Source organism: Pseudohaliea sp., assembly GCF_040217025.1.
Taxonomy (GTDB): Bacteria; Pseudomonadota; Gammaproteobacteria; order Pseudomonadales; family Halieaceae; genus Pseudohaliea.
In genome coordinates this window covers 277,809-289,597 of record NZ_JAVJOA010000008.1, presented here as the reverse complement: position 1 = coordinate 289,597, position 11,789 = coordinate 277,809, and the positions used below count along the sequence as shown (strand labels likewise).

At 69.3% G+C, this 11,789-nt stretch carries 6 protein-coding genes; 4 read left to right on the top strand and 2 right to left on the bottom strand.

The features are described from left to right. Nucleotides 1-49: 49 nt before the first annotated feature. The gene (locus RKE50_RS05505) at nucleotides 50-2,896 is read left to right on the top strand and encodes a DUF748 domain-containing protein (protein ID WP_350035024.1); all 2,847 of its coding nucleotides are present in this window, start codon (nucleotides 50-52) and stop codon (nucleotides 2,894-2,896) included. Nucleotides 2,897-2,908: 12 nt separating this feature from the next. On the opposite strand, the gene RKE50_RS05500 is transcribed toward RKE50_RS05505, so the two are convergent. Continuing rightward, nucleotides 2,909-4,606, bottom strand: a complete 1,698-nt coding sequence (locus RKE50_RS05500; RefSeq protein WP_350035023.1) for a class I adenylate-forming enzyme family protein — start codon at nucleotides 4,604-4,606, stop codon at nucleotides 2,909-2,911. Nucleotides 4,607-4,773: 167 nt separating this feature from the next. Between RKE50_RS05500 and RKE50_RS05495 the strand changes: the two genes are divergently transcribed. Continuing rightward, nucleotides 4,774-5,796 carry a phosphotransferase gene (locus RKE50_RS05495; RefSeq protein ID WP_350035022.1) on the top strand — a complete coding sequence of 341 codons (1,023 nt, stop codon included), beginning with the start codon at nucleotides 4,774-4,776 and terminating at the stop codon, nucleotides 5,794-5,796. On the opposite strand, the gene RKE50_RS05490 is transcribed toward RKE50_RS05495, so the two are convergent. Next, nucleotides 5,793-7,433, bottom strand: a complete 1,641-nt coding sequence (locus RKE50_RS05490; protein WP_350035021.1) for a DUF3336 domain-containing protein — start codon at nucleotides 7,431-7,433, stop codon at nucleotides 5,793-5,795. The two genes, RKE50_RS05495 and RKE50_RS05490, sit on opposite strands and share 4 nt — an antisense overlap. A 223-nt stretch (nucleotides 7,434-7,656) precedes the next feature. Between RKE50_RS05490 and RKE50_RS05485 the strand changes: the two genes are divergently transcribed. Together RKE50_RS05485 and RKE50_RS05480 are read left to right on the top strand one after the other, a co-directional pair. Then, on the top strand, nucleotides 7,657-8,727 hold the full coding sequence (locus RKE50_RS05485; RefSeq protein WP_350035019.1) for an efflux RND transporter periplasmic adaptor subunit: 1,071 nt from the start codon (nucleotides 7,657-7,659) through the stop codon (nucleotides 8,725-8,727). Then, the gene (locus RKE50_RS05480) at nucleotides 8,727-11,786 is read left to right on the top strand and encodes an efflux RND transporter permease subunit (protein ID WP_350035018.1); all 3,060 of its coding nucleotides are present in this window, start codon (nucleotides 8,727-8,729) and stop codon (nucleotides 11,784-11,786) included. The genes RKE50_RS05485 and RKE50_RS05480 overlap by 1 nt, the downstream gene beginning before the upstream one ends. Nucleotides 11,787-11,789: the final 3 nt, after the last annotated feature.

Here is an 11,789-nt window from a genome sequence, read left to right as displayed (position 1 = left end):
GGGGCCTGCAAGCTAAACCGCCCGATTCCCCGACACCGCTGATACTGCCATGCCAAGACGCCTGCTGCGCTTTCTCCTCGTGGCCTACCTGGCCTACCTCGCCCTGGCCCTGCTGGTGCTGCTGCCCGCGTTGAACATCGCGGCGCCGCGCCTTGCCGAGCAGTACCTGGGGCGCCGGCTGGACAGCGAGCTCATCCTCTTCAACCCCTTCACCCTGGCGCTCGAGGTCCGCAAGGCGCGCCTCGCCGAGCCCGGGGGCGGTCCCTTCGCAGCCCTCGACCGGCTCGACATCGACTTCGGCGCCTGGCGCAGCATCACGCAGCCGGGGTTCGTGCTGGACGACGTGGCGGTGGAGGGCCTCGAGCTGGCACTGCGGCGCTTCGAGGACGGCCGCTTCAATATCAGCGATCTCATCGAGGGTGACGGAGCGCCCGAGGAGGCGGACGACGGTGACGCCGCGGTGCCCGGCATCACCGTGCGCAACCTGAACTTCGACGCCCGCGAGCTGCGCTTCGAGGACAGCACCCGCTCGCCGCGCTACGAGACCTTCCTGCGCGACCTCGGGTTCTCGGTCAAGGGCCTGTCCACGGTCATCGAGGAGGGCAGCCCCTACGAGCTGCTCGTGGTCACCGAGCACAACGGCATCCTGCGCTGGCGCGGCGAATTCTCCCTGCCACGGGCCCGGAGCAGCGGCGACCTGCAGATCGCCGACCTCGACCTACGCCCCGTGCATCGCTACCTCGCCGCGGAGCTGCCCTTCGCCATGGACAGCGCGCTTGCGGAGATCAGCGGCCACTACGAGGCCGAGTGGCAGGGCGAACCGCGCGTCAGCGTCACGGACGGCACACTACAGCTGCGCGACTTCGCCCTTGCACCCGCGGAACCGGGGGCACTGCCCGATACCTCCCTGGCCTTCGACCGTTTCGAGCTGGACGGCATCGCCCTGGACAGCGCTTCACAGCGCGTCAATGCCGACGAGGCAATCCTCGAAGGGCTCGCGGTGAGCGGGTTTATGCAAGGCGAGCAGGTCAGCCTGCTCGACATGCTCGTTCCCGGTTCGGGCGAGGCGACCGCCGGCGACACCGCCGCAGCGGATTCCGCGAACGGCGGCCCGGCCGGGGAAGAGGCCGAGCCCTGGCAGGTGCGCCTCGAGCGCTTCTCCCTGCCCGATGCCCGGCTGCGCTGGCGCTCCGAGTTCACGGCGCCAGCCGTGCTCACGGTGGACCCGCTCGCGCTGGAGCTGGGCAAGCTCGCCTACCCGCCCGACGGTGACAGCAGCGTGTCGCTGGCGCTGACCCTGAACGAGGAGGCGACCCTTTCCGTGGCCGGCGCCGTCGACGCCGGCGCCGGCAGTGGCGAGCTGGAGCTAGAGCTGGACGCCCTCCCCGTCACCCTGGCCAACCCGCTGCTGGCGCCGTTCATCAACGCGGAGCTGGAGAGCGGGCGCCTGGCCGTGGCCGGCAGGGTCGGCCTGGCTGACTTCGCGCCTGCGACCGCGCATGCCGATGCGAGCCTCACGGCCTTCGGCCTGCAGATCGCGGGCGCCGAGCAGACAGCCCTGGGCTGGGACTCGCTGGCGATACCGGGCATCGCGCTGGACCTGCCGGCGCAGAGGCTGGAGACCGGCGTCATTACCCTGGACGGCTACCGCAGCAGCCTGCACATCGGCGAGGACGGCCGCATCAATGCGCAGACGGCGCTGGTCGAGCGCGAGGAACCGGAAAGTCCCGAGCCGGCGGCCGAGGGCGAACCCTGGGCGCTCGCTTTCGGCGGGCTCGTCGTGAGCAACGGTGCTGTGGATTTCGAGGACCGCTCCCTGCCGCTGGATTTCCGCACCCTGGTCGAGGGGCTCGAGGGCGAGGTCGGCGCCGTGGCCACCGACTCCACCGCGCCCGTTGCCGTGGAACTCGCCGGTTCCGTGGACGGCTATGCCCCGGTGCGCATCGAGGGCGACGTTGCGCCGTTCGCACCCGAGCCGGACGTGGATATCGGGGTCAGCTTCCAGGGCATCGACATCGCCCGGCTCACGCCCTATGCAGGCACCTACGCCGGCTACACCATCGACGCCGGCACGCTGAACCTCGACCTGCGCTATCGCCTCGCCGGCGACCGGCTGGCCGGGGAAAACCGCCTCATCATCTCGCAGATGGAGCTCGGCGCCCCCTTCGAGAGTGAACGGGCCATGGACCTGCCCCTGAAGCTGGCGATTGCCCTCCTCGAGGATTCCCGCGGCGTCATCGACCTGGACGTACCCGTAAAGGGCAACGTCGACGACCCCTCGTTCCGCCTCGGCAAGGTGATCGGGCGCGCCATCGCCAACGTGATTACCAACATCGTCACGGCGCCTTTCAAGCTGCTGGCGGGCCTCGCCGGCAGCGACGAGGACCTGCAGGCGCTGGCTTTCGAGCCCGCCCGGGACACCCTCGACGCGCCGGCGGCCGGCAAGCTGGACGCCCTGGCCGACGCCCTCACGCAGCGGCCGCAGCTGCGACTCCTCGCCCGCGGCGTGACCGACAGCGAGGACGCGCGGGTGCTCAAGGCAAAGGCGCTGGACGAAGCCCTGCTGGCAGACGGCCTGGCGCCGGAAAGCCTGGCTGCCCGCGACGAGGCCTGGGCGGAAGCGGTGGCGGCGCGCTACGCGCCGCTGGCGCCGCCGGCCGGCGCTGACGAGGGCCAGGATCAGCCGGCACCGCCGCCGGATTCGCAGTACGCGGCCGTGGTCGAGACCATGGCATTGCCGCCGTCGGCGCTCGACAGGCTGGCGACGGACCGCGCGGCGGCCGTGAAGCGTTACCTGGTAACGAGCAAGGGTATCGGGGCGGACCGAGTCGCGATCAGCAGCGGAGAGGCCGACGCCGCGGTGTCCCGCGGCGTCACCCTCGACGTCGACACCTGAGGCGGCGTCGCCTCAGGCGGCGTCCTCGACCTTCAGGGTCTCGCGCAGCTCGCGCTTCAGGAACTTGCCGTTCGCGTTCCGCGGCAGCGGCTCGTCGAGGAACCAGAGGTAGCGCGGCACCTTGAACGCCGCGATGTGCTCCCGGCAGTGGGCGCGCAGCGCATCGGCATCGACGCCGGTGCCGGGCTTCAGGTGCACCGCTGCGCCGACTTCCTCGCCGAGGCGGTCATCGGGTACCGCGAAGACGACACACTCGGCCACCGCGTCGTGATGGAAAAGCGCGTTCTCCACCTCGGCGCAGTAGACGTTTTCCCCGCCGCGCAGCACCATGTCCTTGGCGCGGTCGACGAGGTAGATGAAGCCGTCCCCGTCCATGTAGGCGACATCGCCGGTATGCAGCCAGCCGTCGACGATCGTCTCGGCCGTGGCCTCGGGCCGGTTCAGGTAGCCCTTGATCACCGGCGCGCCGCGCACGACCAGCTCGCCGATATCCCCGACCGGCAGCTCCCTGCCCGCGGGATCGACGATACGCGCCTCGAAGGTCGGCATCGCCGGGCCGACGCTGGTCGGCCGGTCCATGAAGAACTCCATGGAGACCGCGGTGATGATGCCGCAGGTCTCGGTCATGCCGTAACCGGTATTGGGGCGGGCGCTCTTCATGGTCTCGCTCACCTTGCCGACGAGGTCCGGCTGCATCGCCGCCCCGCCGCCGCCGACGGTCTTCAGCGAGGAGGTGTCGCGGATCTTGAAGTCCGGGTGCATCATGATCTCCCGGGCCATCATGGGCACGGCGTTGAAGGTCGTGAGCTTTTCCCGTTCGATGAGTCGCAGGGCTTCCGCGGGGTCCCACTTGTACATGTGCACCAGGCGGCCACCGACCAGCGTGACCACCTGCGCCACGCAGTTGTTGGCCGTGACGTGGAAGAGCGGCGTCGCCAGCAGCGCGCGGATCTCCGTGCCGCCCGGTTGCCCGGGCTCGTCGCCGCGGGCCAGGGCCAGGGCCCGGGGCTGCACCGCGTTGGCGAAAGCCACGTTGAAAATGTTGTTGACGCAGCCGCGGTGAGTGAGCTGCGCGCCCTTCGGGCGCCCGGTGGTGCCCGAAGTGTAGAAGATGCAGGCGTCGTCTTCCGGGGCCACGGTGACCTCGGGCATGGCGGATTCGCTGTTGACCAGTTCGGCCCAGTCCGTGGCCCAGCCCGGCAGGTCGTGCGCAACGCGCACGCCGACCACGGTGAGCTCCGGGAAATCGCCGCGCAGGTCGGCGAAGCGCTGCAGCCGCTCCTGGTCAGCGATCAGGACCTTCGGGGTCGAGTCCTCGAGGCCGTAGTGCATTTCCTGCGGTACCCACCAGGCGTTCATGCCGACGACCACCGCGCCCATGGCGGTCACGGCCCAATAGGCAAGCATCCACTCGGGGTAGTTGCGCATGGCGATGGCGACACGGTCCCCCGGGCCCACGCCGGCCCGGGTCAGCCAGTGAGCGATGGAGCCGGTGATAACCTGCGCCTCCGCATAGCTGAGCCGCTCATCGTTGTAAACGAGGTACTCCTTGTCGCCGTGCCCCGCGGCGCCGAGCCAGATCTCGCGCAGGGAGGGCGGTGCGTGCGCGTAAGTGCGGATGGGCACCCCGCCGACCTCTGCCATGGTCACCTCGAACAGCTGCCCGGGGCTGGTGAGTTCCTGCCAGGCCTGCTTCAGCTCTGCGTACATCGGCGTCTCCCGCGAATGTTATGGCTAATTCCGCTACTGATGGCGCAGGAGCATAGCGTTACCGCGCGGGCGGCTCAACGGCACGCGCAGCGTGGCCCTTCCGAGTTTATTTTTTTCGCCGGGGGTGTCATTGTTGCGACCCCCGCGGGCAGCACACGGAGAGCGCAATGAGCACCCAGACCCTCGACACGGAACGTTTGGCCCCTTACCTCGCCGAGCACCTTCCCGGCTTCTCCGGCGACCTGGCTGCCGAGAAGTTCGCGGGCGGTCAGTCGAACCCGACCTTCCGCCTGAGCGCCGGCGGCCGCCAGTACGTCCTCCGGCGCAAGCCGCCGGGCGAACTGCTCGCCTCCGCCCACGCCGTGGACCGGGAGTTCCGCGTCCTCAGTGCCCTGGCGGACAGCGAGGTGCCGGTACCACAGGCCTACCTCCTCTGCGAGGACGAAAGCATCATCGGCTCCATGTTCTACGTCATGGAGTACCTAGACGGCCGGGTGTTCTGGGATCCGACCCTGCCGGAGGTCACCGGCAACGCCGACCGCACGGCCATCTACGACGAGATGAACCGGGTCCTCGCGGCGCTGCACAATGTCGACGTGGAGGCCGCGGGCCTGGCCGACTTCGGACGCCCCGGCAACTACTTCGAGCGCCAGGTGAGCCGCTGGACCAAGCAGTACCGCGCGTCGGAAACGGAGCGCAGCGAGGCCATGGAAACGCTCATCGCCTGGCTGCCGGCGAACATGCCGCCCGATGACGGCGCCGTCAGCCTGGTCCACGGCGACTACCGCCTCGACAACCTCATGTTCCACCCGACGGAGCCGCGCATCATTGCCGTGCTCGACTGGGAGCTGTCGACCCTCGGCCACCCGCTGGCGGACCTCGCCTACCAGGTCATGGCCTGGCAGCTGCCGGGGGACGCGGGGCTGCGCGGGCTGGCGGGCGTGGACCGGGCGAGCCTGGGGCTGCCCTCGGACGAAGTCTACGTGGCCGACTACTGCCGACGCACGGGCCGCGACGGCATCGACCACTGGACCTTCTACCTGGTGTTCTGCTTTTTCCGCCTCGCGGCGATCCTGCAGGGCGTCAAGAAGCGGGCGCTCCAGGGCAACGCCAGCAGCGCCGAGGCGGAGGCCAAGGGGGCACTTGTGGAACCGCTGGCCCGCCACGGCGTGGCGCTCATCGACGGCTAGGCAGCGGCGCTGTCGGGGTTCTTGCTGCCGCCCCTGCTGCTACCCGCCGGGCGTTTCTTCGCCCGGGGTTTGCTCTTCGGCGGCGTCTTCGCGAGCCGCTGCGAGCCCGTCTCGCGCATCGCCTCGCGATCCGCCCGGGTCGGCGCCGGCCGCCGCCGGGAGGCCCGGGGCCGGTGGTACTTGTCGCCCTGCGGCCGCAGGTCCCCGTACTCGAAGCGGTATAGGATCTCCTCCATGGTCCGCGAGATGCGCGTGCAGATACGGATAGACTCCACCTGCGGGAAGGCCGAGTGCTCGCCCCCCTGCATGAGTGCGACCAGCTCCTTCTCGGACAGGTGCGAGAGAATCTTCGCCGGGTTGTACCAGCGGAAACTCGGCACGATGTTGATGTCGCCGCTGTACTCCTGGTCCATCAGCGCGTGCACGCCGTTGAGCAGCAGGTTGAGCCGCGGCCAGCGGTCCCCGCGTCGCTGGGCCACGCCGCGATAGAAGTTGAGCACTTCCCGGCCCACGCCGATACCCAGCGCGCCGAGCGCCGAGGCCATCTTGCCGCGCGGCTTGCCCCCGTTCAGGAACGGCGTGGCGATAGGGTTAACCATGCTCACGATGTAGTGGTTGGTGCTGTAGAGCCGCGACAGGCGCTTCGCCGGCAGGTCGTCGGCGATGGAGCCGTCCACCCACTTGCGGGTCGGGAGGTAGGGCTGCGGCTCGCCGTGCACGTTCTTCGCCATGAGCATCACCGGCGGGAAGACGCCGGGCACCGCGCAGGAGGCCATGACCGCCGAGCGGATGTACACGTTCGGCGAGGTGATCGCGTTCAGGAGCCGTGAGCGCTGGTGCGTCTCTGCCGGTGCCACCGTGATGCTGATCTGCCGGCCGGTCTTCTCGTAGGCCTCCTGGAAGGTCATGTCCGGCACCAGCCGGTCGATGATCTTCTCGAGGTCGCTGACGTCGATGGAGGGGTTGGTGCCGAAGAACATGCGCGTGAACACGCTGGCTTCCCGCTCCGCCTCGAAGTGCACGTTGGCAGGGTCGTAGAAGCGCTGCATCTCGGCGTCCGTGTGCGTGCCGAGAACCCCGGCGACCAGGGAGCCGGCGCTGGAACCGGAGATCACGCGCGGCAGCAGGCCCTCCTCGAGCAGGGACTTGACCACGCCCATGTGGTAGAACCCCAGCACACCGCCACCGGAGAGCATGAGCGCCGAGCGCCCGAAGCAGATGTTGGCGCGGTAGAAGAAATCCATCCGCTCCTGGATGCCGATTTCGCTTTCCGGCAGGTCCGCGAGATAGCGCAGCGCGTCGTCGATCTCCTCGATGTACTGCTCGATCAGCTGCTTGGTGCCGAACTTGGCCCGCTGGTAGAGGGTCGACCGGCCCATGCCACCCATGTTGCCGTGAATGCCCTCGTTCAGCGTGTAGAGCAGCCCGTGGTTGTCGTGGCGGGCGCGCAGGCTGCGCAGCCGGTCCAGGCGCAGGCGGATCTGGGCGTAATCGTACTGGCGGCTCTGGTCCATTTCGCGCCAGCGGCGGGCGCCGCTCAGCTCGTCGTGGGCGAGGGCGGCCTCGCGCCAGGCGGCGTAGGTCTCGGCGCGGTCCATCTCGCGTTCCAGCGCCTTCAGCTTGCGTGCCTTGCTCATGCAGGGATCCCTTCATACCATCCCCCTGAGCATACCGTTTCCCCGGTGCCCCGCCCAGCGCGCCCGCCGGCGTAAACCGGCGTCTCTTGATCTTTGTCAAGGGGCCGGGGGGGCCGTAAACTCGGCGGGGGGCCGACCACCCGGCTCGCGACAGCACAGGCCGCGAACAACAGCAGCCCTGACATCGACAGCGGAAGAACAACAGCAAAACAAAGGAGCTGCCTTGCGCGCCTACCTCATTGCCCTCGCCCTCCTGCTGGCCATCTTCGGCGCCATCGGCCTTTACCTGGCGCAACGCTTCACCGCCCTCGCCAACCCGCCGCCGCAGCCGCTGATCACCGTGAGCGCCACGACGGCCGAGCTGGCCCCGTGGCGCAACGTCCTCGATGCGGTCGGTACCATCCGCGCCGTGCGCGGCGTCGAACTCGCCGCCGAGACCAGCGGCGAGATCACGGAAATCGCGGTCCGTTCCGGCCAGAACGTGGCCGCAGGCGACCTGCTCCTGGTGCTCAACGACAGCGTCGAGCAGGCGGCCCGGGAACGCCAGCAGGCCAACCTCGAGCTCGCGCGGCTCCTCTTCGAGCGCGACCAGAGCCTGGTGAAACAGAAATCCATCCCCCAGAGCCAGTACGACCGCTCCCGCGCGGACCTGCAGGCAGCCACGGCGCAACTTGCAGAGCTCGAGGCGCGCATCGACAACAAGCGCATCCGCGCGCCCTTTGCCGGCACCCTCGGCATCATCCGCGTCCGCGTTGGCGATTACCTCGAGTCCGGCACCGCCATCGCGACCCTGCAGGACCGCTCTGCCCTCGAGGTCGATTTCACTGTCCCGGCCCGCTACGCACCGCGGCTGCGCCCCGGCCTCGAGATGAGCGTCAGTACCGCGGCCTTCCCGGGCCGGCGTTACGCCGCGCGCCTCGAGGCGCTGGACGCCGCCGCGGACCCGGGCACGCGCAACCTGCTCGTTCGCGCGCAGCTGGAGGAGACGGACGGCCTGCTGCCCGGGATGTTCGCGAGCCTGCGCGTGGACCTCGGTGAGACCGCGACCCACGTTACCGTGCCGGAAACGTCCGTCACCTTTTCGCTCCAGGGCAACCTCGTGTACCTCGTACACGAAGACGCCGAGGGCCTCAGCGTGGAACCGCGGGTGGTCACCACCGGTGCGGTGCGCGACGGCCGCGTGGCCATTCTCGCCGGGCTGCGCGCCGGTGACCGCGTGGTCAGCGTGGGCCAGAACAAGCTTTACCGTGGCGCCCGGGTCGTCCTCGAGGGCGACGCGGGGCCCGGCGCCTGATGCGCTTCACGGACCGCTTCATCGAGCGGCCGGTGCTGGCCATCGTGGTCAGCGCCCTGGTCCTCCTGTTCGGCCTCGCCTCCCTCTCCCGCGTCGGCATCCGCGAGTTTCCCGGCCTCGAACGCTCGGTCATTTCCGTTACCACCGTCTACCCGGGCGCCAGCGCACGCACGGTGCAGGGCTTCGTGACCACCCCGCTGCAGGTCAATATCGCCGGTGCCGCCGGCATTGACTACCTCTCGGCTACCAGCAGCGCGGGGGTTTCCACCATCGACGTCCACGTCCGGCTGGGCGAGGACACGGACCAGGTGCTCACGGAGGTCGTCGCCAAGGTGGCCCAGGCCCGGGACGAGATTCCCCGGGACGTGGAGGACCCGGTCATCGCCACCGGGACCGGCGAAGATGCGCTCATGTACCTGGCCTTCACCAGCCAGCAGATGACGCCGTTCCAGATCAACGACTACCTGCTGCGCAGCGTGCAGCCGGAAATTGCGACCCTCGACGGCGTCGGCAAGGCAGCCATCTTCGGCCGACCCCTGGCCATGCGCATCTGGCTCGACCCGGTGCGCATGGCGGCCCTAGGCGTCACTGCCGCGGATGTCGCCGAGGCGGTGCGCCGGGACAATTTCATCAGCACCGCGGGCGCCACCGAGGGCAACCTCGTGCGCATCAACGTCGACGCCCGCACCGACATGCAGACGGTGGAGGATTTCGAACGCCTGGTGGTCCGCCAGGAGGGCGACCGGCAGGTGCGCCTGCTCGATGTCGCGGAGGTGGAACTGGCTGCGGAAAACAACCAGTCGCGCGCTTTTTCGAGCGGCAAGCCGGCGGTGTTCATGGCCATCGAACCGACGCCGGACGCCAACCCGCTGGAGGTGTCCGCGGCGCTGCACGCGCAGCTGCCGAAGATCCGTGCCTCGCTCCCGGCGGACCTGGAACTCCGCCTTGACTGGGACGGCAGCATCGCCGTCGATGCCGCGCTGCGCGAGGTCGCGAGCACCCTGGTCGAGGCCGCGCTCATCGTCATCGCCGTGATCTACCTGTTCCTGGGCTCGTTCCGCGTGGTGCTGGTGCCGCTGGTGACCATCCCGCTGTCGCTCATCGGCGTGGTCGCGCTCGTGCTCGCCATGGGCTTTTCCCTCAACCTGCTCACGCTGCTGGCCATGGTTATCGCCATCGGCCTCGTCGTCGATGACGCCATCGTGGTGGTGGAGAACGTGCACCGGCACGTGGAGGAAGGCGCCACGCCCCTGCAGGCGGCAATTACCGGCGCCCGCGAGGTGGCCATGCCGGTGGTCGCCATGACCCTGACCCTGGCGGCGGTCTACGCGCCCATCGCCTTTATCGGCGGCCTCACCGGCGCGCTGTTCAGCGAGTTTGCGCTGACCCTCGCCGGCGCCGTGCTCGTCTCGGGGCTCATCGCCCTCACCCTGAGCCCGGTCATGTCGTCCCGCGTACTGAAGAGCCACGGCGAACAGGGCCGCTTTGCCGACTGGCTCGACGAGCGTTTCGGCCTGCTCACCGGGCGCTACCAGCGCCTCCTCGATAGCTGCCTCGCCAACCGCGGCGCGGTGCTGCTGTTCGCGGCGGCCATCCTCGCCGCCCTGCCCGTGCTGTTCCTGCTGGCGCAGAACGAGCTCGCCCCGGAGGAGGACACCGGCGGCGTCTTCTACGTCGGGGTCGCGCCGAGCTATGCCAACCTCGACTACATCAACCGCTACCTCGACCAGGTGGTCGACCTCTGGCAGGACATGCCGGAAGTGGCATCGTCCTGGCAGGTGATCGAGCCCTCAAGCAACTTCGGCGGGCTGACGCTCACCCACTGGGACGAGCGGAAGCGCACGCAGCAGCAGGTGCAGGCCCAGTTCCAGCGGCGCCTCGCGGGCATCGCCGGCATGGAACTGTTCTCCTTCGGCACGCCGTCCCTGCCCGGCGCCGACGGCGGCCTGCCGCTGGCCTTCGTGGTCGCCTCGACGGCGCCGCAGGAGGAGGTCTACCGGGTCGGCGAGGAGTTGCTGCAGCGCGCCCGGGAATCGGGCCTGTTCATCTTCGTAAACCAGACCCTGGACTTCAATCGCCCGGAAGTGGAGGTGCGCATCGACCGCGAGCGCGCCGCGCGCCTGGGCATCGCCATGCGCGATATCGGCCAGACCCTCGCGGTGATGCTCGGCGAGGCGGAGGTCAACCGCTTCTCGGCCGCGGACCGCAGCTACAAGGTGATTCCCCAGGCGGGGCGGGATTTCCGGCTTACCGAAGAGGAGCTCGAGAAGTACTACCTACGCACCGCCAGCAACGAGCTGGTCCCGCTGTCTAGCGTGATCCGCCTGGAGCACCGGGTGCAGCCGAACCAGCTGAGCCAGTACCAGCAGCTCAACAGCACGACGATCCAGGGCCTGGTCATGCCGCCGAACACCCTCGGCACCGGCCTTGCCTTCCTCGAGGAGACCCTCGCCGAGCTCGCGCCACCGTCCTTCCGCGCCGGCTACACCGGCGAGTCGCGACGCTTCGTGCAGGAGAGCGGCAGCTTCCCGGTGCTCTTCGCCCTGTCCCTGATCCTGATCTTCCTGGTGCTCGCGGCACAGTTCAACAGCTTCCGCGACCCGCTGGTGGTGCTCGTCGCCGTGCCCCTGTCGATCTTCGGCGCGGTGGTCCCCATTGCCCTCGGCGTGGTGACCCTGAATATCTACACGCAGATCGGCCTGCTGACGCTCATCGGCCTCATCAGCAAGCACGGGATCCTCATCGTGGAGTTCGCCAACCAGCTCACGGCGCGGGGCGCTGACCGGCGCGCCGCGGTGCTGGAAGCCGCGGCCCTGCGCCTGCGGCCGATTCTCATGACCACTTTCGCGACGGTCCTCGGTGTGCTGCCGCTGCTGCTCGCCTCCGGCGCCGGCGCCAACGCGCGCTTCGGTATCGGCCTCATGATCGCCGCGGGCATGCTCGTGGGCACGCTGTTCACGCTGTTCGTCCTGCCGGTGTTCTACCTGCCGTTCCGCCGGCACGCTGCCCCCGTGGAACTTCGCCAACGACTCTCGTCCGTCAAGGGATCTCACCCATAGTCC

Excerpts from the sequence above, each read along its gene's own strand:
- RKE50_RS05505 (WP_350035024.1), top strand. The coding sequence starts at position 50 with ATGCCAAGACGCCTGCTGCGCTTTCTCCTCGTGGCCTACCTGGCCTAC.
- RKE50_RS05500 (WP_350035023.1), bottom strand. The coding sequence starts at position 4,606 with ATGTACGCAGAGCTGAAGCAGGCCTGGCAGGAACTCACCAGCCCCGGG.
- RKE50_RS05495 (WP_350035022.1), top strand. The coding sequence starts at position 4,774 with ATGAGCACCCAGACCCTCGACACGGAACGTTTGGCCCCTTACCTCGCC.
- RKE50_RS05490 (WP_350035021.1), bottom strand. The coding sequence starts at position 7,433 with ATGAGCAAGGCACGCAAGCTGAAGGCGCTGGAACGCGAGATGGACCGC.
- RKE50_RS05480 (WP_350035018.1), top strand. The coding sequence starts at position 8,727 with ATGCGCTTCACGGACCGCTTCATCGAGCGGCCGGTGCTGGCCATCGTG.